21 protein-coding genes and 1 pseudogene are annotated in these 23,979 nt (G+C 62.7%); 7 read left to right on the top strand and 15 right to left on the bottom strand.

What is annotated here, in order from left to right:
• Positions 1-2: 2 nt before the first annotated feature.
• The 7 genes from AABM54_RS26745 to AABM54_RS26715 form a co-directional block, all read right to left on the bottom strand.
• The gene (locus AABM54_RS26745; RefSeq protein WP_347902880.1) at positions 3-743 is read right to left on the bottom strand and encodes an HAD family hydrolase; all 741 of its coding nucleotides are present in this window, start codon (positions 741-743) and stop codon (positions 3-5) included.
• Positions 744-748: 5 nt separating this feature from the next.
• Positions 749-1,699, bottom strand: a complete 951-nt coding sequence (locus tag AABM54_RS26740) for an HpcH/HpaI aldolase/citrate lyase family protein (protein WP_347902878.1) — start codon at positions 1,697-1,699, stop codon at positions 749-751.
• Positions 1,699-2,793 carry a cysteine protease StiP family protein gene (locus AABM54_RS26735; protein ID WP_347902877.1) on the bottom strand — a complete coding sequence of 365 codons (1,095 nt, stop codon included), beginning with the start codon at positions 2,791-2,793 and terminating at the stop codon, positions 1,699-1,701. The genes AABM54_RS26740 and AABM54_RS26735 overlap by 1 nt, the downstream gene beginning before the upstream one ends.
• Positions 2,786-3,544, bottom strand: coding sequence for a trehalose phosphatase (locus AABM54_RS26730; RefSeq protein ID WP_347902876.1), 759 nt, complete (start codon positions 3,542-3,544; stop codon positions 2,786-2,788). The genes AABM54_RS26735 and AABM54_RS26730 overlap by 8 nt, the downstream gene beginning before the upstream one ends.
• Positions 3,534-4,670 (bottom strand): phosphoribosyltransferase domain-containing protein, encoded by a 1,137-nt coding sequence (locus AABM54_RS26725; RefSeq protein ID WP_347902874.1) that lies wholly within the window; start codon positions 4,668-4,670, stop codon positions 3,534-3,536. Before AABM54_RS26725 ends, AABM54_RS26730 begins: the two co-directional genes overlap by 11 nt.
• 77 nt (positions 4,671-4,747) lie before the next feature.
• Positions 4,748-5,881 (bottom strand): trypsin-like peptidase domain-containing protein, encoded by a 1,134-nt coding sequence (locus AABM54_RS26720; RefSeq protein WP_347902873.1) that lies wholly within the window; start codon positions 5,879-5,881, stop codon positions 4,748-4,750.
• A 61-nt stretch (positions 5,882-5,942) separates the two neighbouring features.
• Positions 5,943-6,941, bottom strand: a complete 999-nt coding sequence (locus AABM54_RS26715) for an ATP-grasp domain-containing protein (protein ID WP_347902871.1) — start codon at positions 6,939-6,941, stop codon at positions 5,943-5,945.
• A 290-nt stretch (positions 6,942-7,231) separates the two neighbouring features.
• Here AABM54_RS26715 and AABM54_RS26710 point away from each other — a divergent pair, with 290 nt between their 5' ends.
• From AABM54_RS26710 to AABM54_RS26700, 3 genes and pseudogenes are all read left to right on the top strand, one after another.
• A complete protein-coding gene (locus AABM54_RS26710) occupies positions 7,232-8,134 on the top strand; it encodes a LysR family transcriptional regulator (RefSeq protein WP_347902869.1) in 903 nt (300 codons plus the stop codon).
• 130 nt (positions 8,135-8,264) lie between these two features.
• Positions 8,265-8,894, top strand: coding sequence for a glutathione S-transferase (locus AABM54_RS26705; protein ID WP_347902868.1), 630 nt, complete (start codon positions 8,265-8,267; stop codon positions 8,892-8,894).
• 62 nt (positions 8,895-8,956) lie between these two features.
• Positions 8,957-9,886 (top strand): annotated as a pseudogene (locus AABM54_RS26700) (pyridoxamine 5'-phosphate oxidase family protein); the annotation flags it as partial.
• On the opposite strand, the gene AABM54_RS26695 reads toward AABM54_RS26700, so the two are convergent.
• Genes AABM54_RS26695 through AABM54_RS26660 form a run of 8 tightly spaced genes read right to left on the bottom strand, consistent with a single transcriptional unit; the run spans position 9,880 to position 18,886 of the window.
• On the bottom strand, positions 9,880-11,010 hold the full coding sequence (locus AABM54_RS26695) for a glycosyltransferase family 4 protein (protein ID WP_347902867.1): 1,131 nt from the start codon (positions 11,008-11,010) through the stop codon (positions 9,880-9,882). The pseudogene AABM54_RS26700 and the gene AABM54_RS26695 overlap by 7 nt on opposite strands.
• On the bottom strand, positions 11,011-12,141 hold the full coding sequence (locus tag AABM54_RS26690; protein WP_347902866.1) for a glycosyltransferase family 1 protein: 1,131 nt from the start codon (positions 12,139-12,141) through the stop codon (positions 11,011-11,013).
• Positions 12,125-13,498, bottom strand: a complete 1,374-nt coding sequence (locus AABM54_RS26685; RefSeq protein ID WP_347902864.1) for a glycosyltransferase family 1 protein — start codon at positions 13,496-13,498, stop codon at positions 12,125-12,127. The genes AABM54_RS26690 and AABM54_RS26685 overlap by 17 nt, the downstream gene beginning before the upstream one ends.
• Positions 13,495-14,760 carry an ABC transporter ATP-binding protein gene (locus AABM54_RS26680; protein ID WP_347902862.1) on the bottom strand — a complete coding sequence of 422 codons (1,266 nt, stop codon included), beginning with the start codon at positions 14,758-14,760 and terminating at the stop codon, positions 13,495-13,497. Before AABM54_RS26680 ends, AABM54_RS26685 begins: the two co-directional genes overlap by 4 nt.
• The gene (locus AABM54_RS26675; RefSeq protein ID WP_347902861.1) at positions 14,760-15,557 is read right to left on the bottom strand and encodes an ABC transporter permease; all 798 of its coding nucleotides are present in this window, start codon (positions 15,555-15,557) and stop codon (positions 14,760-14,762) included. Before AABM54_RS26675 ends, AABM54_RS26680 begins: the two co-directional genes overlap by 1 nt.
• Positions 15,558-17,000 carry a mannose-1-phosphate guanylyltransferase/mannose-6-phosphate isomerase gene (locus AABM54_RS26670; protein WP_347902860.1) on the bottom strand — a complete coding sequence of 481 codons (1,443 nt, stop codon included), beginning with the start codon at positions 16,998-17,000 and terminating at the stop codon, positions 15,558-15,560.
• Positions 17,001-17,003: 3 nt separating this feature from the next.
• Positions 17,004-17,975: a GDP-mannose 4,6-dehydratase gene (locus AABM54_RS26665; protein ID WP_347902859.1), complete on the bottom strand. Its 972-nt coding sequence runs from the start codon at positions 17,973-17,975 to the stop codon at positions 17,004-17,006.
• Complete coding sequence (locus AABM54_RS26660) at positions 17,972-18,886, bottom strand: GDP-mannose 4,6-dehydratase (RefSeq protein WP_347902858.1); 915 nt, start codon at positions 18,884-18,886, stop codon at positions 17,972-17,974. The genes AABM54_RS26665 and AABM54_RS26660 overlap by 4 nt, the downstream gene beginning before the upstream one ends.
• Before the next feature lie 430 nt (positions 18,887-19,316).
• Here AABM54_RS26660 and AABM54_RS26655 point away from each other — a divergent pair, with 430 nt between their 5' ends.
• The 4 genes from AABM54_RS26655 to AABM54_RS26640 are packed head-to-tail and all read left to right on the top strand — an operon-like array spanning position 19,317 to position 23,918.
• Complete coding sequence (locus AABM54_RS26655; protein ID WP_347902857.1) at positions 19,317-20,906, top strand: glycosyltransferase; 1,590 nt, start codon at positions 19,317-19,319, stop codon at positions 20,904-20,906.
• On the top strand, positions 20,900-22,186 hold the full coding sequence (locus AABM54_RS26650) for a glycosyltransferase (RefSeq protein WP_347902856.1): 1,287 nt from the start codon (positions 20,900-20,902) through the stop codon (positions 22,184-22,186). The genes AABM54_RS26655 and AABM54_RS26650 overlap by 7 nt, the downstream gene beginning before the upstream one ends.
• Positions 22,183-23,085: a class I SAM-dependent methyltransferase gene (locus tag AABM54_RS26645; protein WP_347902854.1), complete on the top strand. Its 903-nt coding sequence runs from the start codon at positions 22,183-22,185 to the stop codon at positions 23,083-23,085. Before AABM54_RS26650 ends, AABM54_RS26645 begins: the two co-directional genes overlap by 4 nt.
• Positions 23,079-23,918, top strand: a complete 840-nt coding sequence (locus AABM54_RS26640) for a methyltransferase domain-containing protein (RefSeq protein ID WP_347902853.1) — start codon at positions 23,079-23,081, stop codon at positions 23,916-23,918. The genes AABM54_RS26645 and AABM54_RS26640 overlap by 7 nt, the downstream gene beginning before the upstream one ends.
• Positions 23,919-23,979: the final 61 nt, after the last annotated feature.

The following is a 23,979-nucleotide window of genomic DNA, read 5'->3' as shown; positions in this document are numbered from 1 at the left end:
GTTTACTCTCCATGTCGATGCTCAGAATTGGTAGGGGTGCTGCTGTTGCCTTCAACGCGTTGCGCAGTGCTTGTCGTGCTGACGTTGTCGGCATTTTGAAAACGTACTTTACGAAGACGACGCCAGGCCGGGTGAAACACCCGCCAGTGCGGGTCCTGGGCGGCGGCCAGCAGTTCATGATCGCCACGGGTGTCGCCCCATGCACGGATGCGAAACTGCGTCAGTGAACCGTAGACACTTTGCAGGCGCAGGACCTTGAACAGGCTTCGGCAGTTGTTACCGACGATGGTGCCGGTCAAGGTGCCGTCGATGACTTCCAGTTCCGTCGCGATCAGTTTGATCCCCAGGCGCTCGGCGAAGGGTTTGAGTACCAGCGCGGGCGAGGCCGAACAGAGCGTCACGATGGCGCCGGATTCAACTTCGGCAGCCACCGCCACCAGGCCGTTGGGGCGCAGCAGCCGGGTCCAGTACTGCGCGCAGAAGGCTTCGGCCTTGGCGCTGACCCATTGGGCGCTTTCGCCGGTCAGGAACACCCGGATCAGGTGGGCCTTGAGTTCGTCGCGGTTGAGGCCGCCCACCAGATAGCGCAAACCGGGAAACAGCATACGGGTCATGCACAGCGCGAAACGGCCGTTGCCGTAGGCGAACCTCAGGAATGGTACAAAGCTGTCATGGCGGGTCAGGGTGCCGTCAAAGTCGAAAACCGACAGCACCGGGACGGGCGTTTGCTCTTGAATATCCATGGTAATCAGTGCGCAGCCTCGGCGAGCAACAGGGAGTCCATCACCACGGCGGGGGCAGGCACGACGCCGTGCCATTTTGCCCGCTCAATGATGTTGGTCGCCCATTTGAAATGGGTGGCCGGCTCGCACATCGCATCGTTGAACTTGAACACTGCCGGCGCCACCGAGTTGAGGATCATGCGAGCGGAGTTCAAATCATCGAGGTTGACGCGCAAGGCGTTGTGGATGATGTGGATTTGCGACGGATGAATAGCGGTTTTGCCGACCAGCCCGTGGGAAATGTCGATGGCCAGTTCCTCCTCCAGAATGTGCGGCGTTGCCAGTTGTTCGAACACGGGGGCTGTCAGGGCAAACCCCTGGGAGCCCATGACGCCGGCAAGCATCGGGATCACGTAACTCATCGGCGTGCCGTACAGCGTGGTCGCGGGGTTGCGACGCAGGCCCAGGCAACCCATCAGGTCGTTGCCGCCAATGCGCAGCGCGATAATCCGCTCGTTGAAACCCGCCTTCAGGGCCTGGCCCAGTTCAACCATCGCGGCGGGGTTGAACACTTCAGCGGTTTCCAGGGTCGGCATCAACGCCAGTTTTGGATTGGTCACCGCGTCTTCCCAGCTTTTCAGGCTGCTGAGCGAGAGCTTGGGCAGCACGAAGCCGTCGACGTAATCCATCAGCGGCCAATCGTTGAGAATCGCCGCCATGGCCGCGTCACGCGGGCGCACGAACAGCAGCGGGCCGTCGGCGGGGCGCCCGACACGGTCCTTGATGCGGCGCAGCAAGTGGTGAAGGTTGCGCAGCGCGTCTTCGACTTCAACCTCGGCAACGGCGTCTTCCAGGCACACCACCAGCGAACGCAGTTCAGGCAATCGTTCCTTGAAGACGATCTGCAGAATGTCGTTGCGCGTCGCTGGCATGTAGAGCGTGGCGCCCAATGCATAGGGTGAGTACTTGTTGCGCATCAGCTCACGCTCCGGATGATGGTGACCGCACGATAAGGACCGAGCTCGGCGCCCACTTCCTCGATGGCAATGCCGGCCTTTTCGGCGAGGTGCATGAGCAATTGCACATCATGGTCCGTGCGGTCGCGCACCAGCACGTGGTCGGGCACCCGGCGCAACACGGCGCGCGTGGCTTCGGCGATGCCGGGCTTCACACGGTTGAGGTTGGTGATCCCGAAACGCTTGGCCAGTTGCTGCACCACGTCGTCGGCAGCGCCCTGGAGCTGGAGTTTTTGCGCCTCGGACCAAGGCGTGGCGGGCGTGACTGCGCCGAGCTTCTGGCGCTCGGCTTCGATCTGCTCGATGAACGGCCGCGTCACGTCATGTTCATGAAGGTGGTTGTACACCACGCAACCGTGCAGACCGCCGTTCGCGGGCCAGATGGAGCGTGACACCAGCCCCGACACCGTTGCGCCGAGAATGCCTGACGGGATCACCCAGTCTTCGGCAGACGCAGCGAGCCAGGCCCGACCGCAGGGGTCGGCCAACACCACCAGGCGAGGCTCGGGCGGGAAGCGCGAGTCGCCCTTGAGGCTGCGTTTGATTTCGCCGCTGATCGCGCCTTTTCCGGTCCAGCCGTCGACGAACACTATGTTTTCGGCGCCATGCAGCGCAATGATCGCGTCCAGCGCCACGTTGTCGATGCCACGGTCGCGGATGATGCTGATGCCGTAGTGAGACGTCTCGCGACCCATTTGCACCAGCGCCCGGCGCAGCAGCACGCCCAGCGGCAGACCCGCGCGCACGAACGACACCAGCGCGATAGTCGGCCCGTCGCACGCCTGATCCAGCGCCATTGCCAGTGCCTGGACATCGGCGGCCATGCGTGCGCCGTTCTGGCTCAGGGCCCGCTCGTACAGGGCCTGATGCACGTCAGTCGGTGCGTTTTCCTGGCTGATCATTTCCGAATAGTGGCGGGTTTTCGACTGAATCAGCCGTTCCTTCTCCGCAACGTCGGTGACTTCGATTTCCAGCGGCTGGAGCAGGAAATGCACGTCATCGACGGCATAGCTGCCGCTGCCGACGGTGCTCAGGGCGTGGATAGAATTACTCATTGAGGCCGGCTTCCAGTGCTTTGGCCAACTGGCTGCGGGCGGGTGTGCCCCAGAAGTGGCAGGCATCCATGAAGCCCAGGTCGGTGATGCTGTCACCGAACCCCATGACCGGGCGTTCGCCATTGATCGCCTTGTCGCGGCGCAGCCATTCTTCAACCGCCAGACGCTTGGACAAGCCCTGGGGCAGGAAGGCCAGGTTGTTACCGTTGCCGTGCACGCTCATGCCGTCGAGCAGGCCCTGTTCCTTGACCTTGGCCAGGACCTCGTCCAGCACCTGGTCGTTGTTTTCGTTGTGTTTGGTCACGACGTAATTGGCCAGTCCGGCTTCTTCGACAACCCAGCCGCGTAGCGAGTAGCCCAGTTGTTCACCGATCGCCAGGGTCGCCAGGCTCAACTCGGGCAACCGCGCCTGGGCGTTGGCCAGTGTGCGGGTCATGTGCGCGTGCCAGTCGCGGTCCAGGCTGCCATCGGCCGCGAGGATCACGCCACCATGGGCGCAGACGGCGCCAGCGGTGAATGGCAATTGCACGCGGCTGTACGCCTCGACGCTACGGGCGGTCACCGGGACCACGTCGGCGCAGGCCAGCAGCCATTCGATAAAGGCTTTCTGGACGGCGTTCATGTAGCCGTTCGGTTGCCCGTCGACATCCAGGGTAGCCACGTGACGCTCAATGCCTTCGGGCATCTTGCGTGCGGTCTGGAACAGCGTGTCGTCGAGGTCGATCAGGACCAGTGGGCGCTTACTCGGCATCGCAAACAATCTCCGCGTTCAGGGTTTCGATCAGCTCGGCAGGAATCGCCTGGGCGGGTGTTTCGGTGCAGATCAGCACCCGGTCGAACTGACCGGGTTTGACGTTGTAGAGGAAATTGGGAATGCCCAGGCCGTAGTTGTCCGAGAAGGACAGCGCGTGGTCGATGGCATGGCCCAGGGCAATGGGCGAGCGGCTGGTGGAGCTGAAATGAACGTCGGCCCCGGCTTTTTCCAGGCGCTCGGCCAGCAGGAACGGACGCCAGACGAACTCGCTGGTGCCGACCACCAGAATGCGCTCGCCGGGTTTCACTTCAAGGCCTGGCGCCAGCGTATCGGCCACCGACCGAACGCCCAGTCGGCCCCAGTCATTGGCAGCCTTGAGCGGCCAGTCGCCGATGGCCACCGTACCGACTTGCGGCATGTCCGGCAGGGGCGCGCTGCTGTCTTCGGTGAAGCGATAGGAGCCTTGCAGCAACGAAACCTGTTCCGCGGTTTCGCCCATGTGCGCGCGAACCGCGCCGTCCGACCAGTCGGTCAACACGCAGGTCACGACACGTTCGACCTGGCTCAGGCCGGCATCGACCAGCGCCCGGTGCAGGTTGATGAAGGTCTTGCCGGTGGATGCTTCATCGTCCACCAGTACCAGCGAACGGGCCTGCAACATCATGGCCTTGACCTCGGGGTCCTGCGGCAGGTGAATCAGGTGTGCGCTGGCGTGGCTGTGTTCTTCTTCGAAGCGGGCGAACAGTTCGGTGCCCAGTGGGTGCCGGGTACTGACCAGGTAAACGGTGTCCGGGCGGGTCGCGCTGTAGGCGCGGTGTACACCGGCGCCCAGGCCCACGGCGGTTTCGGCCATGCCGATGACCAGCACCGGCCCCGGCAGGTCGGCCGGTATTTTGGTCGCCAGGTGTTCGAAACTCTCGAGCATCCGCGAAGGGCGTACCGGAATGTGGCGGCCCAATACGCGCGAAACGAACAGGAAGGCGCGTTTCGGGTTGCGTCGTTCGGCAAAGCCGAAGAGAGACTCGGGCGCGATGGAGGATGACTCGATATGCACGTCCAGGCGACCGCGAAGCAGGTCGGCATGAAGTGATGTCGGTTCAAGGGTATCTACGCTGCAGTCCATGGAAAGCATTTCCTAAAAGTGTGTACAGGCCGCAGACCAGAGGGCCTCGCTTAAACCTTTGAAAACTGAAAAAAGGGCTAGGTGTTGCTGGCCTCGACGAGCCACAGCGAGGGCTGTGCGGTCTGCGTGATTTCGCTGGTCGTGAACGTCTTGCCCGACGCCTCTCGGGTGGTGGCCACGCGACAGGCATCCAGAAACGCCGTGAGCAGGCCGGCCTTGACGGCAAAGTTCATGTTTTGCGCATCCGGGATCGTCGACGTCACCATGCCGACCACCGCACCGCGGGTATCGAACAACGGGCTGCCGCTGGAGCCTGGCTGAATCGGCGCAGTGAACTGGAACAGGCTTGAGTCGCTGTGCAGGCCAAACAGCCCGGAAACGCCACCTTGGGTGACCTGCAAACCGCCGCCGGAAATGCTCGCCAGCGGAAAGCCCAGCGCCACCACGGTTTCGCCCAGGGCGCAGCCGCTGCCATCGCTGAACGCGACGGACTTGAGGGCGGGTGCTTCATGGACCCGGAGCAGGGCAATGTCGTTTCGCCGGTCGACGACCACGGGTTCAGCCCGGTAGCGGCCTTCGAACGAGGTGATGTACAGGCTGCGCATGTCTTCGATGACATGGGCGCAGGTCATGACGTGGCTGGTGCCGACCGCAAAAGCGGTGCCGGTTGCGGAGTCGCAGCGTCGCCCGCCATCGCTTGCGCGGCGGGTCGGATGGCTGTCATCGACGTCCAGGCCGATGCGCCGGCCAAAGGCCGACAGCCCATAGGCAGAACCTTCGGACAGCGCACGGAATTTCCACTCGGCATTGCGGCGGTAGAACTCGCCGAGAATGATCGAGGATTCGCCGTTGTCGCGCAGGTTCAGTTTGAATTCGATGTCGCTGCCAATGGTCAGCCGCAGACCCTGCATGTCGCTGACCGGACCGGCCGCCGAATAGGTGTAGGCCAGCAACAGGACCCGATCACTGCCGACGGGGAGTTTGTCCAGCTTGAGGGAACAACCGACCTTTTCCGGGCCGTCGCTCCACTCCATCCATGACTGTTCCCGATGCAGCAGGGCAGGCTCACCTTTGGACTGGCGTTTGTCGTCGACCGGGAGCAGCGCCACGGCGGCGAACTCGCCGAAGACCGAAGTCCGTTCACACTCTAGTATCCATGTGCTCTGTGCACCTGGAAGAGGGGTGTTTGCGCCAGGCGCGAGCACCTTCATCCGAATCTCTCCTTGAACAGGCACACAGTGAGATCACTGATGGCAAATTCCAATTATAAAATCAAGCCGTTGCCGAAACGGCAACGGTAATTGCTTTGACACAAACATTATTGCGCCAATTTGTTTCCGGCTCTGTAAGCCCCAGGCGCCGTGTGGCGAAAATCCCGGCCAGGTTCACGCCTGCGTGCCGCGTATAACCCACGCCACCGGAATACCTCGGGTTGATTTCCAGCAGGTGAGGCTGCCCATTGTCGTTGTCGCGGGTCTGTACATTAACCAGACCGTCGCACTTGAAGTGCTCGGCAGCCCGGATTGCCAGACGAACGGCATCGGTATCACGCTCGAATGTCTGGTTCAGCCCTTCTTTGCGACGGCCGACACTGGCGATAACCCGGCCATTCTCGCACACCATGTCCACGGAACACTCGCTTCCAGCCATATAGGGCATGACCAGCATCGGCGGGCGCTCGGCGGCCTGTTGATAAGCGTGCAGGTACGCCTGGAAACTGGTTTGCCGGGCATCCGGGTCGGCGAAGCAACTGAAGGCGTCCGCTTCGGCTTTGAAACGCCAGAAGCCCTGGCCATAGATGCCGACGGTCGGCTTGATGCAAACCTCGCCAGAGGCTGCCAGGGTTTCATAGGCGCTGATCAACTCGGCGGTGTTGGTCGCCGTGATGGCCGGTACGCACGCCAGGCCCGCGGCTTCGCACTCGGCGGTAAAGCGGCTTTTGTCATCGACACAGGCGAACGTCTCCATCGACATGCCGCCCGTGACCAGGGTGATGCCCTGGGCCTCGAACAGCGCCCGCCGCGCTTCGTAGAAACCACCGATGCGCCCTGCCAGGATCACTTTGATCCCGTGTTCCCTGGCGGTTTGCAGGATCCAGTCGATGCGTTCCTCGTTATCCAGCGGCTCTTGCAGGCTGACATCCGCCTGGCTCGTGATCTCCGGGCGCTGGCGGCGGTGCGAGGCGAAAATCCGTACATCGGCAGGCAATGCCTCGCGTGCGCCCATGAGCACGTCACGCTGGCTCGATTGTCCCTCAAGAAACCAGATCACTAGGATCTCCTTAAAAACCGTGTTGCCTGAAAAAGGCTGATAGAGGCCGGCCCGGTGCAAAGGCACCGCAGACGAAAGGGTGTGTATCGGTTGACGTGGCAACCCCGGCAAGTGGCAGGGTACGCAAAACGTACACCGGGACTGTCACCGGTGAAAGTGTGAAAAGTGTTACACAATCAGCGTGCAAAGTGTCCATGGAATCCGGGTCAGTTTCGTCTGGGGTTGCATGAAGACGCCCCGCTGGCAGGCGATGCAGGGCTTGGGTAATTCCTTTTGACAGAGGTGGGTCCTTGGACAGATTTCAGGAAATGCAGGTTTTCGTCGCGGTTGCCCAGGACCAGGGGTTTTCGGTGTCGGCGCGGCGCCTCGGGATGTCGGCGGCCAGTGTCACGCGGGCGGTGGCCGCGCTGGAGGCGCGCATCGGCACGCAGTTGCTCACGCGCACCACCCGCCGCGTGTACCTCAGCGAGGCCGGCCAGCGTTATCTGGAGGATTGCCGGCGCATTCTCGCGGAAATCCAGGAAGCCGAGGCCTCGGCCGCCGGCAGTCATGCCCAGCCCCGGGGGCAACTGACGATCACCGCGCCGGTGTTGTTTGGCGAGTTGTTCGTCACGCCGGTGATGGTCGGTTATCTGGACCGCTTTCCTGATGTCAGCATTAATGCCTTGCTCGTCGACCGTGTGGTCGGGATGGTCGAGGAGGGCGTCGATGTGGCGGTGCGTATTGGTGAGCTGCCGGACAGCGGCCAGCACGCGATCCCGGTCGGCGAAGTACGCCGGGTGATCTGTGCATCGCCGGCGTTTCTCGCGGCCCATGGTCGGCCTCGACACCCCGAGGAATTGCGTCAGGCCCAAGTGGTGGCGCCGTCTTCGATCGGGCAGTTCAAGAGTTGGCAGTTCCTTGAGGACGGCCAAATGCTGAGCGTTCGCCCCGAGCCGCGTTTGGTGGTCACCGCCAATCAGGCCGCGATCACGGCCGCGTGCCTGGGCTGGGGGCTCACGCGGGTGCTGTCCTATCAGGTGGCCAGCAAAGTGGCGGCCGGTGAGTTGGAAATCGTCCTGCAAGACTTCGAACTGCCGCCGTTACCAATCCATGTGGTGTATCAGGGTGGGCGCAAGGCGCCGGCACGGGTTCGCAGTTTTGTGGATTTCGCCGTGAAGGCCTTGCGGGAACACCCGGCGTTGCGGGGCTGAGGCGTTATTGCGCAGGCTGAAATAATGGATTGTGTTTTCTGGCTATTCTGTTGTTTTTCTCGCGGGTAGAAGATGACTCCCAGCCGCGCGGCTCCTTCCCTGGCTGTGCGATCACCCTGCGGAGTCGACCATGCCCCAGCACGCCATCAAGCTCTATCACTTCCCGTTGTCCGGCCACGCCCACCGCGTCGAGCTGATGTTGTCGCTGCTCGGCCTGCCGACCGAAAAGGTGTTCGTCGATCTGGCCCACGGCGCCCAGAAATTACCGGATTTCCTGGCATTGAACCCGTTTGGCCAGGTGCCGGTCATCGACGATCAGGGCATGGTGCTGGCCGACTCCAATGCAATTCTGGTGTATCTGGCGCGCCAGTACGGCAATGGCCGTTGGCTACCCGGCGATCCGGTCGGTGCCGCCAGGGTTCAGCGCTGGTTGTCGGTGGCTGCCGGGCCGATAGCCTCGGGGCCGGCCACTGCACGGTTGATCACCGTGTTCGGCGCGCCCTACAACGCTGAAGACGTGATCGCACGCTCCCACAACTTGCTCAAGGTGATGGATCAGGAACTGGCCAACCGTCGTTTCCTGGTCGGCGACGAACCGACCATCGCCGACATCGCCGCTTACAGTTACATCGCCCATGCACCGGAAGGCAATGTCTCGCTGGCCGACTACGGCAACGTGCGGGCCTGGCTGGTGCGGATCGAAGCCTTGCCGGGGTTTGTCGGCATGCCGCGTACCGTGGCGGGTTTGCAAACCGCCTGATGAGGTGATGGCCCGGGCCGTCGGGCTGACCACACTGCGCCGCGCGCAGAAGGAGAACCGTGATGGACGTGTCACCTTGGCATGCTGGCGAGAAACGGTTGCAAGCGCATGTTGGCGTTGCCGAGCGCATGGAAGCCTTGGGGCCCAGGGTGATTCGACACGAGCTGCCGGATCAGCATCGCCAGTTTTATCGGCAATTGCCGTTCATGCTCTTCGCCAGTGTGGACGTCGACGGCAACCCTTGGGCCAGCCTCCTCGAAGGTCCGCCGGGGTTTGCCCATTCTCCCGATCCTGCGCTGTTGCAACTCGACAGCCTGCCGGCAGCCGATGACCCGGCGCAGGTCCAAGTGGGGGCGGCGATAGGTTTGTTGGGGATCGAATTGCACACGCGTCGACGCAACCGCCTCAACGGCCGGGTCAGTGCCATCGACGGCCAGGGCCTGAGCGTGGCGGTCGAGCAGGCGTTCGGCAATTGCCCGCAGTACATTCAGTTGCGCCAGTTTGAACGGGTGCCGCTGGCCGCCCCTTCGACCCGCCCCGCACAACGCCTGAACACGTTGGATGACGCGGCCACGGCGATGATTCGGCGTGCCGATACCTTCTTTGTCGCCAGTTACGCGGTTGTGGATAACTTGCGCTGGGTGGACGTTTCCCATCGCGGCGGGCAGGCCGGGTTCGTTCGGGTCGATGGCAATTGCCTGACGATCCCCGATTTTGCCGGCAACTTGCACTTCAATACCTTGGGCAACCTGTTGCTTAATCCGCGTGCCGGGTTGCTGTTCATCGATTTCACAACGGGCGATGTGTTGCAGGTCAGCGGTCGCACGGAAATTATCCTCGACGGGCCGCAGGTCGAGGCCTTCCAGGGCGCCGAGCGTTTGTGGACGCTGCACGTCGAGCAGGTGGTTCGGCGGCCGGCTGCATTGGGTTTGCGCTGGCGTTTCGACGGTATGTCGCCCAGCAGCCTGAAGACCGGCACCTGGACTCAGGCGTAGGAAAAGGTTTTTTCCTCCAGCAACTCTTCATACAACTCGGTCCATTTGCGGCCCATTTCGTCGGCGGTGAACAACTGCCGATAGCGCGCCTGGGCCTTGGCGCCCATTTCGGCGGCCCGCACGGGGTTTTCCCACAGGCTGCGCATGGCTTCGCGAAAGGCCTGCGGGTTGCTGGGTGGGACCACCAGGCCGGTTTCGCCGTGGATATTGATGTAGCTGGTACCGGTGCCGATTTCGCTGGAGATCATCGGTTTGCCGTACATCGCGCCTTCCAGCAACGAAATACCAAACGCTTCGGAACGCAGGTGTGAGGGGAAGACCACGGCGTAGCTCAATTCCAGCAACGCGACTTTGTCTTCGTCTCCCAAGCGTCCCAGGAAGTGCAGGTTCTGCAATCCAAGGGCGGTGGCCTGAGCATGCAACTGCGCTTCAACAGGCCCCGCGCCGACGATCACCACCGGGTAGTTCAAGCCCTGCATGGCTTCGAGCAGGATGTGCAGCCCTTTGTAATAGCGCATGACGCCGACGAACAGGAAGAACCGATCGCCCAATCGTTCCCGCCACTGGGCCTGACGCTCGGGCGAGGGCTGTGGATAAAGTGCTTTGTCCAGGCCATAGGTGATCACCCGGGTTTTCTCTCGGTAGGCTTGCAACACGTCACTGGTGTGCAGGTAGTTGGGGGAGGCCGCGACGATTCGGTCGGCGCTGTCCAGGAACCGGCGCATCAGCGGGCGGTAGAGCTTGAGCAGGTTTTTCTGGCGAATGATGTCCGAGTGATAACTCACCACGCAGGGTTTCTTCATTGCGGTACAGAAATGCACCACGTCCATGAACGGCCAGGGAAAGTGGTAGTTGACGATGTCCGCTTCGGCCGCCAGCTCGCGAAACTGTTTGATGACGCTGTAGGAAAACCCGCTGGAGGCCAATTGCAGGTCAAGTCTGGCCTGATGCACCTGATGCTGGCCGATGTGCAGCGGAACGGGCGAGGGGGCCGGGCTCAAGGTCAGGACGTGGCTGTCCACGCCGTGGCGTGCGCTGCTTTCGCACATCTGGAAAATGACCTGTTCGATCCCGCCCATCGAGTCGGGCAGGTACGTTTTGTAAAAGTGCAGGACACGCATTCAACCTCCCATAGCCTGACGGTACGCTTGAGCGGTGACGCTCGCACAGCGTTGCCAGGAAAACAGCTTCGCGCGCTGCAAGCCTGCCTCGCGACAGTGCAGCCAATACACGTGATCGTCGATCAGGCGTGCCATCGCCTGGCTCAACCCGTCGACATCGTCCGGTTCAATGTAAGTGCCGGCATCACCCGCAACCTCCGGCATCGCCGAGCGGCGGGTCAGGATCACGGGTGTTCCGCTGGCCATGGCTTCTAGCACCGGCAGGCCAAAGCCTTCATAGAGCGACGGAAAAACCAGCCCACGGGCACCGGCCACCAGGTGCGCGACCTGTTCGTCCGGCAAGTAACCGAGCAGCCGCACGTGCCCCGAGGCCAGGCTTTTGCGCAACGCGTCACTGAACTGCCCTTGCTCCCAACCGGCCATGCCGATCACCAGCAACGGGAAACGCTGACGCACGGCTTCAGGCAGTTGCCCGTGGGCTCGCAGTGCCAGTGACAGGTTTTTGCGCGGCTCCAGGGTCCCCACGCACACCCAATATTGCTGTGGCTTTACGCCGAGCGGACGCAAGGTCGGCAGCAGGGTTTCATCGCTGCGTGGATGAAAGCGTGCGCCCACCCCGAGCGGTGCGACCACGAAGCGCTCGGAGGGAAGGCTGAAGTGCTGCCGGGCCTCGTCGGCGATGAACTGCGAGTCGGTCAGGATCAGCCGGGCGTGCTGCACGCCATGGCTCAGCCGCCGTTCGATTTCTTTCAAGCGTGCCGGGGGCTGGGTCGCGGGGAAATGCAGGTGGGTCAGGTCATGCAGGGTGATCAGGGTCGGCCCCTTGAACGCCAGCGGCCACAGGCTCGGCTCGTGATAAAGGTCAATCGCCTTCGGCAGGCCGTTGTCGAAACGCCGCTGCTCCAGCCAGCGCCGGGCCTGATAGGCGCCGGGGATCTGGCGCAGCCAGGGCGTCAGGCGCGAGTAACCCGGCATCGCGGCCTCCGGCAGCGCGGCGTTCCAGCCCCAGCCGTGAAACAGCGACAGCTCAAGGTCTGGCTCATGCCGCAGGGCCGTGACCAACTCGGCCAGGTAATGGCCGATGCCGGTGCGCGGTGCCTGGAGCACCCGGGCGTTAAGGGCAATCTGCATGTTGCCTCTGCCCCTTCGGTGTTTTCTTCAGGTGGCGCATCACCCGTTCGACCAGTTGCGCACTGGCCTCGCGCCAACCGAGCCAGTGCCATTGGTCAACGCTGCGAGGCGCCGGGAAGGCGCCCGTGCGCTCCATGTCGAGCACCAGCGTGGTCAGGCTTTGCGGGTCGGTCAGGTCGAAATAGACCATGAACTCGCCGCCAATTTCGCGAAACACCGGAATATCGCTGCCCATCGCCGGCAAACCGCGCTGCATCGCTTCCACCAGCGGCAAGCCAAAACCTTCGACATAGGACGGAAACACCAGTGCTGTGGAGCGGGAATACGCGTGCTCCAGGCTACGGTCCGAGAGGCTGTTGAACATGAACAGGCGCGTGTTCAACTCGGGGTGGCGGCGGATACGTTCAATCAACGCGTCGCACTTCCAGCCAATGCGCCCGGCAATGCACAGGCGTGCGCGTGAACCGCTGGCCCAGGCCCGTTCGAACGCATCAAGCAGGTATGCATGGTTCTTGCGCGGCTCAATGGTGCTGACCATCAGGAACACCGGGTCCGGGCTTTGGAACATCCGCTCAAGGCCTGGATCGACCGCAGCGGTTTCGTCTGTCAGGTCCAGCTCGGAGCCCAGGTGGAAGTAGTCGAACCAGCGTTGCTCGACCTGTTTGGCACCCACCCGGCGTAGCATTTCTTCGCGCACCTGGTCGCGAATGGTCGTGGAAATGGCAACGTAGCCGTCAGCGGTACGGGCGATCCAGTCGAACCAGTCGTTGAACACGCGCACCAGCCCGGCGTCGCAGAACTGCGGATGGGTCAGCGGGATCAGGTCATAGATCACCGACACGATGCCCACGCCGTCACGCTTGAGCTGCTCGGCCAGGGGAAAGAAATCGGCGTGCCACGACGAGTCGAGCAGCACCAGTTGATCCCCTGGCTGATGCTGCAAGGGCGCGCAGCGTGCCGGGATGTCGTCCTTGTTCAGCTGCCGGTCGAGGATGCGCATCGGGATGCTCAGGCACAGCGCCGCCGCCACTCGGCAACCCACGTACAGCAGCCGCCGGGCGAGCCGTGACCGGTGAAATGGCCAGCGTCGCTCAAGGGTGCGCTGGCGCAACCAGAAGGCGTTGGCCCAGTGTTCCAGGCGCACCCGCAGGCTCATCAGGTCAAAGGTCGGCGTGGGCAATGGTGTCAGGCTCAGCACCCGGTACAGCTTGCCGTTGAGCATCACCACGGGAATGCATTCGCATTCACCGTCGGGTTCGGGCAACTCGCGGATGACGTTGCGCACCACGCGCTGAATCCCGGAATTGGCCTGGGGATGCTCGAACACGTAAGTGCATTCGACCAACAGTCGCGTCATGGTGCGATCTCCCGTGTGGCCGGTTCGCGCGGGGCGGGAAGGGCGCGGCTGATGCTGGTTTGCGCATCGAGCCAGGCGCAGCCGACGAAGTCTTCCTGACGGTTGTTGATGACGTGGAACACCAGGCCGTAGTCGCGCCATTCAAAGTTGCGGTCCAGGTGTGAATCCAGCCGCGACAGGCTCAGGGCCACCGAGTAGCTGCCCTTGCCCAGGCGCAGGGTGAAGGCAAACCGGTAGGTCACGTGTTCGCCGGCCTTGAGGTCGGTCAGCGCCTGATCCAGCCGGTGGGTGTTGATGCCGTACATGGGCTGGCCGAGACGGTCCTTGATCATGAAACCAAGCACCAGCCGCTCGATGTCCTGGCGCACCTCGACCTGCACCTCCAGCACCATCGGCTGGCCGACCTCGGCAACTTCCACCGAGCGCTGGCGCTGGTCCAGCAGGCGCACGCTGAGAATGCCGGCCTCGCCGGTGCCGGAGATGGTTTGCACCTGGCCGTTGGCGAGCATTTCCTGGCGAACGGTCTGGCCCTCGCGTTCGGCGAGCATGGCGTTGTAGTAGTCCATCACTTCTTCGGGTTTGCCGCGCAGGGCAACGCGGCCCTGTTCCAGAAGGATCGCGGTGTCGCAGATCGACTGGATCGCCGAGCGGTCGTGGGACACGATCAACAGCGTGGTGCCGTCCCGACGAAAGCTGCGAATGCGTTCGAAGCTCTTGTGCTGAAAGTAGGCATCGCCCACCGACAGCGCTTCGTCGACGATCAGGATGTCCGGGCGCCGCGCGGTGGCGACACTGAATGCCAGGCGCATCTGCATGCCGCTGGAATAGGTGCGCACCGGGTGATCGATGGCTTCGCCGATCTCGGCAAAGGACTCGATGTCCGGCATCAGGGCTTCAATGTCTTCGAGCTGCATGCCCAGCAACTGACCGGCCATGAAGGCGTTCTGGCGTCCGGTGAAATCGGGGTGGAAACCCATGCCCAGCTCCAGCAGCGCGGCGACCCGGCCTTGTAGCTGGATATGCCCGCAGGTGGGTTGGGTGGTGCCGGTGATCATTTTCAGCAAGGTGCTTTTACCGGCGCCATTGACCCCGACGATGCCCACCGCTTCGCCCGGCTGGATCTCGAAGTCGACGTCTTGCAGGATCCAGTGCAAGTGATGCCGTGGTCGGGAGAACGGCACCAGCCATTCGAACAGCCGACTCCAGCGGGTGGGGTATTGCTTGTAGGCCTTGCCCAGGCCCGTGACGCGTATGTGTCCCATCAGAGTTCGTCCACCATTTCACCGACCCGCTGGCGGAAGAGCCGCAGCCCCATCACGCAGAACAGCACGCCGATCACCAGCAGCGGCGTCAACGAACTCCAGACCGGCCACTGGTTGTAGAGAAACAGGTTCTGGTAGCTGTGCATCAATGCGGTCATGGGGTTGAGCGCCAGCAGGCGCTGGATCGGTTCGGGCAGGATGGTCATCGGGTAGACGATCGGCGTCAGCCAGAACCAGAACTGCAGGCAGATCCCGAAGAACTGCCCGACATCGCGAAAGAACACGTTCAGCACCCCGAGAATCATCCCCAGCCCGGCGCAGAAGATCACTTGCAGGAGCAGCAGCGGCACCAGCGCCAGCAATGCCATGCCGGGCAGGCGCCCGGTGATCAGCAGAAAGCCCAGGAACAGCCCGAGAATGATCGCGAAGTTGACGGCCGCATTGAGCAGCACGATCACCGGCAGGCAGATGCGCGGGAAGCTGATTTTTTTCAGCAGGTTGGCGTTTTCCAGAAACATGCTCTGGCTGCGCAGGGTGATTTCGGAAAACAGCCCCCAGGTCAGCAGGCCGGCGCACAGGTAGACGCTGTAGGCCAGGCCGTCATCCACGCCCGGTAAACGGGCGCGCATGATCTGGGAAAACACCACGGTGTAGACGAGGATCATCGACAGCGGGTTGAGCACCGTCCAGAGGGCACCGAACAGCGAGTTACGGTAACGCGACTGGAACTCCCGCTTGACGCTGCCCAGGATGAAACCCCGGTAACTGCGCAGCGAGCGGTACAGGTTGAGCAGCATTCAGACCGTCCTGCCGTACTGGTCTTCGAAGCGCACGATGTCGTCTTCGCCCAGGTATTCACCGCTTTGCACTTCGATGATGACCAGATCGATGACCCCGGGGTTTTCCAGGCGATGCTTGTGGCCGGCGGCAATGAAGGTCGATTCGTTCTTGGCCACCAAATGGGTGCCGGTACCGTTGTTGGTGACCTTGGCCATGCCTTCGACCACCACCCAGTGTTCGTTGCGGTGGTGGTGCATTTGCAGGGACAGCGCGGCACCGGGCTTGACCACCAGGCGCTTGATCTTGAAGCGCAAACCTTCCTCGAGCACGGTGTAGGTGCCCCACGGTCGGCTGACCGTGCGGTGCAGGCGATAGGTTTCGTGCTGTTTGTCCTTGAGCTGCTTGGCCACGCGTCGCACATCCTGCGTGCGGTCGGCATGGGCGATGAGCACGGCGTCGGCGGTGTCGATGACAATCAGGTTATCCACACCTACGGTGGCCACCAGTCGGCCGTCGCTGTGTACGAAGTTGTCATGGCTGTCGATGAACAGCGCATCGCCGCTGGCGCGGTTGTTTTGCGCATCGGCCGGGACCAGCGCCGCAACCGCGCCCCAGGAGCCGATGTCGCTCCAGTCGAAAGCGGCCGGGATCACCACAACCTTTTCGGAGCGCTCCATCAAGGCGTAGTCGATGGAGATGTCCGGCATGTCGGCGAAATGCACCGCCGACAGCTCTTGTTGCAGGCAACCACCGGCCTGCACTGCGGCGCTGGCCGCCATGCATGCACGGGCCTGCTCCAGCAGTTGTGGCGCGTGGATTTCCAGCTCGGCCAGCAAGGTCACGGCCGAGAAGCAGAACATCCCCGAGTTCCACAGGAAGTTGCCGCTTTCCAGGTAATGGGTGGCGGTTTGCAGGTCGGGTTTTTCGACGAAGCGCAGCACGGCAGCCGCGCCGCGTTCGTCCAGGCGTTCGCCGCGCTCGATGTAGCCGAAACCGGTGTCCGGCGCCGTCGGGATCACCCCGAATGTCACCAGGTATCCATCCTTGGCCAGGTTGACGGCGTGTTCGACCGCGCTGTTGAGCGCCTCTTCGTTCTGGATCAGGTGGTCGGCGGGCATCACCACCAAAATGGTGTCGTCACCGTGCAGTTCATGCAATGCCAGGGCAGCGGCTGCGATGGCGGGGGCGGTGTTGCGGCCCATGGGCTCAAGGATGAAATGCCCGCGATGGCGGTCCAGCCGTGCGTCCTGATAGTGATCCTTGCTCTGGAAGTAATAGTCGCGGTTGGTCACCGTGACGATATCGCCACTGCTGCCCTGCAACCCGGCAGCCCGTTGATAGGTTTTACCGAGCAGCGTCTGGCCGTCGGGCAGCATCATGAACGGCTTGGGATGATCTTCGCGCGACACCGGCCAAAGCCTTGTCCCGGCCCCGCCGGAAAGAATCACTGGGATGAGCATGGCCTACTCCTTGGCGACGCGTTTCATGTCCGCATCCATCATCATGCGGATCAGGGTGTCCAGGTCGGTCCTGGGTTTCCAGCCGAGAATTCGCTGGGCCTTGGCCGGGTTGCCCAACAGCACGTCGACTTCGGCCGGGCGGAAAAACGCCGGGTCGATTTTTACGAAGTCACGGTAGTTCAAATCCACGTGTTCGAAGGCAATCCGGCACATTTCGCGCACCGTGGTGGTGACCCCGGTGGCAACCACGAAATCATCGGCCTTGTCCTGTTGCAGCATCAGCCACATGGCTTCGACGTAGTCACCGGCAAAGCCCCAGTCGCGTTTGGTGTCGATGTTGCCCAGGCGCAGTTCCTGCTGCTTGCCCTGCTTGATGCGGGCGGCGGCGTCGGTGACCTTGCGGGTGACGAACTCGATCCCGCGCAGTGGCGATTCGTGGTTGAACAGGATGCCGCTGCTGGCGTGCAGGTTGAAGCTTTCGCGGTAGTTCACGGTGATCCAGTGGCCGTAGAGCTTGGCCACGCCATACGGGCTGCGCGGGTAGAACGGCGTGCTCTCGTCCTGCTGTTCGGCCTGGATCAACCCGAACATTTCACTGGTGGACGCCTGGTAAAAACGGGTGTGCGGGCTGAACTGGCGGATCGCTTCAAGCAAGTGGGTCACACCCAGGCCGTCGACGATGCCGGTCGTGACCGGTTGATCCCAGGACGCCGCGACAAAGCTCTGGGCGGCCAGGTTGTAGATTTCATCCGGCGCCGACTTGATCACCGCACGCTGCACCGAACAGGCGTCGGCCATGTCGCCGTCCAGGTAATGAATATCGCCCTCGACGCCCATTTCACGCAGACGCCAGCGTGAATCGCTGCTGCGCCGGGCCACCAGGCCAAAGACCTGATAACCCTTGTCCAGCAGCAGTTTGGCCAGGTAGGCGCCGTCTTGACCGGTGATCCCTGTGATCAATGCACTTTTTGTCATTCTTGTCGTACCCGTGACGCCCAGTCGGACAGGATCGCCCGCAGGGATTGTTGTGTAGTGACTTCAGGTGCCCATCCGGTGGCGTGTGAAAGCCTGGCGGGGCTGCCACAGACACGACGCTGTTCTGCGCGACGAAGGCGCGCAGGGTCCTGAACCAGTTGCAGATCGACCTGGGCGATGTCGGCCAGTTGTTCGATCAGGCTGCGAATGCTTTGCTCGACCCCCGAGCAGATGTTGTAGACCTGACCCGCTTCGCCGCGCTCGAGCAGCGCCAGGTAGGCCGACACCACGTCACTGACGTCGAGAAAGTCTCGCGTCACGTCGATGTCGCCGACCTCCAGCACCGGCGCTTGCAGGCCTTGTTGGATGCGGCAGATCTGCCGCGCGGCACTGGCAATGGCGAAACTGTCTTTCTGCCCGGCACCGATGTGGTTGAACGGGCGTGCGACCTGCACCGGCCAGCCTTCGCTGAGGCCCCACTGCAACGTCAGGAATTCGGCCGAGAGCTTGCTCACGGCATAGGGATTGCGCGGGCACGGCAGTTGCTGCTCGGTGATCGGCAGGTCGCTCTCGCTGACCTGGCCATAGACATCGCCGGAGCTGACGTACAGGAAGGTGCCGTTGAAGCCACGGGCCTTGAGCGCTTGAAGCAGGTTCAGGGTGCCCAGCAGGTTGACTTGCAGGGTCTTGGCCGGGTCGCGAAAAGCGTCGGGGACGAAGGTTTGGCCGGCCAGGTGAATCACGGCGTCGGGCATCTGCGGCCATAGCCCGTCGAGGCTGTTTCGATCGCACAGATCAAAACGCGAGTTGACGGACAAGAGTTCCCAACCCGAGTCGGGAGTGGTCAGGCGGGATTGGATGTGACGTCCTACGAATCCACTCAGACCCGTAACGAACAGACGCTTTTTCAAGCAGCGACCCCTCATTCAGCAAACTTCGTCCATGCCCATTTTTCATGGCGTTCATCCGCAGAGCGTGAGCCGCTCCTACGGAAAAATCTGACACGCGAAGTCTTTGTTGTAGTTGTTTGGCCGCCAATCTGTGCCAATTACGCGGTAATTTCAACAGGTCCAACCGTGACCGGTCAGTTCTCGTCAGCGTAGCCTGATTTATTCACGACGGGCTGTTCACGAATCCCCAACGGATGTGTTTAGAATGCCCCTCGTCACGACCGCCCAGGGATCCGCGTGGCTGCTTTTTCGCCAGGCGAAACTGACTAATAAAACAAGAACGTAGACGGGCATGAAGACGATGGACGAGCACTGACGACCTCAGGCCCGATCCGTGGCTCGACCGTCATAGAGTGAAGCTGCCGGGATGGCGGCTTCATCGTGGGATGCCATGAATTTCATTCTCTATTCGGACGTCAACGACCACTCGATCAGCCAGAGCCTGGGGCTTCCCGAGTACAGCTATTACTTCGTCCTCAAGGCCTACCGCCCGGTGCTCGAAAGCCTTGGGCAGGTTCACGTGGTCGCGTCCACCGCCGAGGTCGATCCGCTCTATCGGCAACTGCTGCTCCAGGGCCAGGACAGCCTGTTCCTCTCGTTCGCCCCGCCTCACAAAACCCCGACCGACCTGCAATGCCCGACCTTGTGCGTGGTGGCCTGGGAGTTCGACACGATCCCCGACCAGCAATGGGACAACGACCCGAATCAGGACTGGAGCCGGACCCTGGCCCGCCACGCCCGGGTGATTACCCTGTCCAGCCACACCGCCCGCGCCGTGCGGCAAGTGCTGGGCGAAGACTTCCCGGTGCTGGTGCTGCCTACGCCGTTGTGGGAACGCTATGCCGAGGTGCGCAGCCAGTTCGCGAGTATACCGGTCAATCCCGGCACGACCTTGCGGATCAAGGGTTTTATCCTCGATAGCCGACCGCTGGGGTTGTCGGCGGACGGTTTGATTGCGCCACTGCTGGAGCCGACGGAACCTGTGGCCGAGGTCGAACCGCCGCCACTGACCTGGCGTCGGCGCGCCTTTATCGCCCGGCACTACGTGCGTGAAAGCCTGCGTGAGAGCACCGGCCAAACGCTGCCACGCCGTTTGTTCATTGCCCGGCATTACCTGCGCGAAGCCTACCGCGAAGGCTTCCGTGACCTGGTGCCCGAGCGCCTGCAAGCGCTGATCGCGCGGCTGCGCCCGGCGCAGCCAACGCCTGTGATTGCACCGCCACCGGAGCCTGTCGAGGAACACCCGCAAGCCGTGCTGCCCGACACCACGCAGTGGGTCGAAACCCAGGTCGACGGGGTGGTGTACGTCAGCGTGTTCAACCCCGATGACGGGCGCAAGAACTGGCATCAACTGATCAGCGCTTTCTGCTGGGCGATGCGCGATGTCGAGGACGCGACGCTGGTGCTGAAGATGACCCAGAGCGACCTGTCGACCTATTACGTGCACCTGCTGACCCTGCTCTCGCAGTTGTCGCCGTTTGCCTGCCGGGTGGTGGTCATGCACGGCTACCTGGACGACGAACACTATGCGCGGCTGTACGGCGCGGCCAGTTTCTATGTCAACGCCTCGCGTTGTGAAGGCTTGTGCCTGCCGCTGATGGAATTCATGTCGTGCGGCAAACCGGTGATTGCCCCGGCGCATACCGCGATGCTCGATTACATCGACGAGCGCGTGGCTTTCGTCGTCGCATCCAGCCATGAGCCAGCGGTCTGGCCGCAGGACTCGCGCATCCTGTTCCGCACCTTGCGTCATCGCCCCGATTGGGGCTCGCTGAAAACCGCTTATCAGGACAGCTATCGCATGGCCAAGGAACGTCCCGCCGATTATCAGGCGATGGCCTCGGCGGCGAGCGAACGCATGCGTGACTACTGCGGCTTTACTCCGGTGCAGCAAAGTCTGGCCGGATTCCTGCGGCTGGCCCCGTTAACCGAGACAGCCGACGCGCCGAGTGTGGCCGTCGCGGGGAGCGCCTCATGCTGATCATCATTCATTCGGAAACCAACAAAAGCACCATCGCACAGAACCTCGGGCGCCCCGAGTACAGCTACTACTTCGTGCTCAAGGAGTTTCGCCCGGTGCTGGAACGCCTGGGCCAGGTGTTGGAAGTCAGCAACCCGGACGAACTGGTGGACCGCTTGTACGCCGACTGCCAGAGCCGTGGCGAGGCGTGTGTGTTTCTGTCGTTCTCGCCGCCCCATCGCACACCGATGCACTACGCCTGCCCGACGTTGCCGGTGTTCGCCTGGGAGTTCAGCACCATCCCCACCGAAAGCTGGCACGGCGAACCGCGCCACGACTGGCGCCGGGTGTTGGGCGCGTGCGGGGCGGCGATCACCCATTCCAGCTACACCGTCAACGCGGTGCGTGACGCGATGGGCGCGCAGTACCCGATCTGCGCGATCCCCGCGCCGGTCTGGGACCGTTTCGCCACGCTCGGCCGACAACTGGAGCGCAAGCCCCAGGCCGATCAGGTGACCTTGCGTCTGCGCGGGCTGTTGATCGACAGCCGCATGCTGGACCTCGGCGCTTATGGCCCGCAGGCCCTGGTCGACGGTTTCCCGCCCGTGCCCACTGCCAGTCCCGATTGCGAGTTGCTGCTCGACGGCGTGGTCTACAGTGCAGTGTTCAACCCCTACGACGGGCGCAAGAACTGGCAGGACATGATCAGCGCGTTCTGCACCACGTTCCGCGACACCGAGGACGCCACGCTGGTGCTGAAACTGACCCACCATGACATCGATGTCGCCCTCAACGACATGCTGCATCACCTCTACAAGAACCAGTCTTACCGCTGTCGCATCGTGCTGATCCACGGTTACCTGGCCGACGCCGATTACGAGCGGCTGGTGGAAGCCACGTCGTATGTGGTCAACAGCTCCTTCGGCGAAGGCCAGTGCCTGCCGCTGATGGAATTCATGTCGTGCGGCAAACCGGCTGTGGCGCCGTGCAACACGGCGATGGCCGACTACATCGACCACGACAACAGCTTCATCGTCGACTCCACCGATGAACTGACCGCGTGGCCCCACGACCCGCGTGCGGCCTACCGGACCCTGCGTTACATCACGAATTGGGATTCGCTGTGCTCGGCCTATCAGGCCAGTTACGACGTGGCGAAAAACGACACCGCCCGTTACGCGCAGATGTCGGCCAGCGCGGTGGCCAGCCTCGAACATTTCTGCAGTCAGGCCCGTGCCGAGCAACGCCTGGAAGGGTTCCTCGCGCAGGTCTTGCAGCGCCACGCGGGCACCTCGGCATGATTGGCCGGTGGCTGCGGCGCTTGCGCCCATTGTCGCCGCCGATGCCTGCACCCGTGACGCTGGCGCCTCCCAGCGTCGGCTCGCCGCGTGACTGCGGTTTGCAGGACGCAGTGCTCGACGGCTGGTTTCTCGGTGACAGTGGTGAGTTGCTCAAGGGTTTTGCCATCGGCCCCGACGACACCTTGCTCGATGTCGGTTGCGGTGAAGGCGTGGCGACGTTGTTCGCGGTACGGCAGGGCGCCTCGGTGATCTTTACCGACAGTGAGTTCGACAAGGTCCGCGACCTCGCGGGTCAGGTCCAGGCGCAGAGCGCGAAACCGTCGTTGGGCGTGGTCAGCAATAGCCTGCCGTTACCGCTGGCCGAGGGTTGCGCGAGCAAAATCGTTTGTATGGAAGTGCTGGAACACGTCGAGCACCCCGAGCTGTTCATGGCGGAACTGGTGCGCATGGGCCGTCCCGGTGCGCAATATTTGCTCAGCGTCCCGGACGCGGTGGGCGAGCAGTTGCAGCAAGGCATCGCGCCACCGGCCTATTTCCAGGCGCCGAACCACATTCAAATATTCACCCGCGAGCGCTTCACCGAGCTGGTGGAAAGCGTCGGGCTGGTCATCGAGCATCGCCAGGGCAACGGGTTCTTCTGGGTCATGGGGATGATTTTCTTCTGGGCCAGCGAACGGGCGGCCGGACGCGACCTCGGCGGCGCGGTACGTGACCGGATCCAGGCCCCGTATCCGCCGCTGATGGAGAGTTGGGCCAGGACCTGGCAAGACTTGCTGGCGCAGCCTGACGGGCTGGCGATCAAGCAGTTGCTGGACCAGTTCATGCCCAAGAGTCAGGTCATCATTGCCCGCAAACCGGCCCCGGCCGATTCCTCATCCACTGGAGCCACCGCATGCTGAGCCGTTTGAAAAACCTCACGAAGGGCAAAGACCCCGTTCCGGCGCCGGTCGTGGCCCACGTGCCGCCAGCGGCCAAGGTCGATGCCTATGAGCTGGGGCTGATGGACGCTGTGCTCAGCGGCTGGTTCAACCAGGCCACGAACGAGCTGTACACCGGGTTCCGGATTTCCCCGGAAGACACCGTGCTGGACGTTGGCTGCGGTGACGGCGGCAATGTGCATTTCTGTGCCATGCGCGGGGCGAAAATCATTGTCGCCGACATCGACGCCGAGAAAATCGCCGCCACCGCCGAGCGCCTCAAGGACACCCCGGCCCGTGACGTCGAATGCCACGTCACCGACGGCAATCCGCTGCCGCTGGCCGATGCGACGGCCACGCGGGTGGTCTCGACCGAAGTCATCGAGCACGTCGACGACCCGGCGCAGTTCCTGGCTGAACTGGTGCGCGTCGGCAAGCCGGGCGCGTTGTACCTGCTCAGCGTGCCGCACCCCAGTTCTGAAAACCTGCAAAAAGACATTGCTGCGCCGCAGTACTTCCAGAAACCCAACCACATTCGGGTCATCAGCGAGGACCAGTTCAAGCAGATGGTCAGCGACAGTGGCCTGGAGGTGCTGAGCCACAGCCAGTACGGGTTTTACTGGTCGCTGTGGATGCTGTTGTTCTGGGACGCGAAGGTCGATCTGCACAATGCCGATCACCCGTTGCTCAATCATTGGGCCGAAATGTGGCAGATGATTCTCGCCTCGCCCCGTGGGCCGCAGCTCAAACAGGCGCTGGACTCGGCGGTGGCGAAAAGTCAGGTGATCATTGCCCGAAAGCCCTTGGCTGAGTAGGCTGGCGCGTATTGCAACCAGGGCCGTGAAGGCCCTTTTTGCGTTCAGGGATTACGTGTCG

Origin of the sequence: Pseudomonas purpurea (genome assembly GCF_039908635.1) — a bacterium.
Classification (GTDB): Bacteria; Pseudomonadota; Gammaproteobacteria; order Pseudomonadales; family Pseudomonadaceae; genus Aquipseudomonas; species Aquipseudomonas purpurea.
Note: the sequence above shows the minus strand (reverse complement) of the source record. Positions and strands in the feature narration are given on the sequence as shown.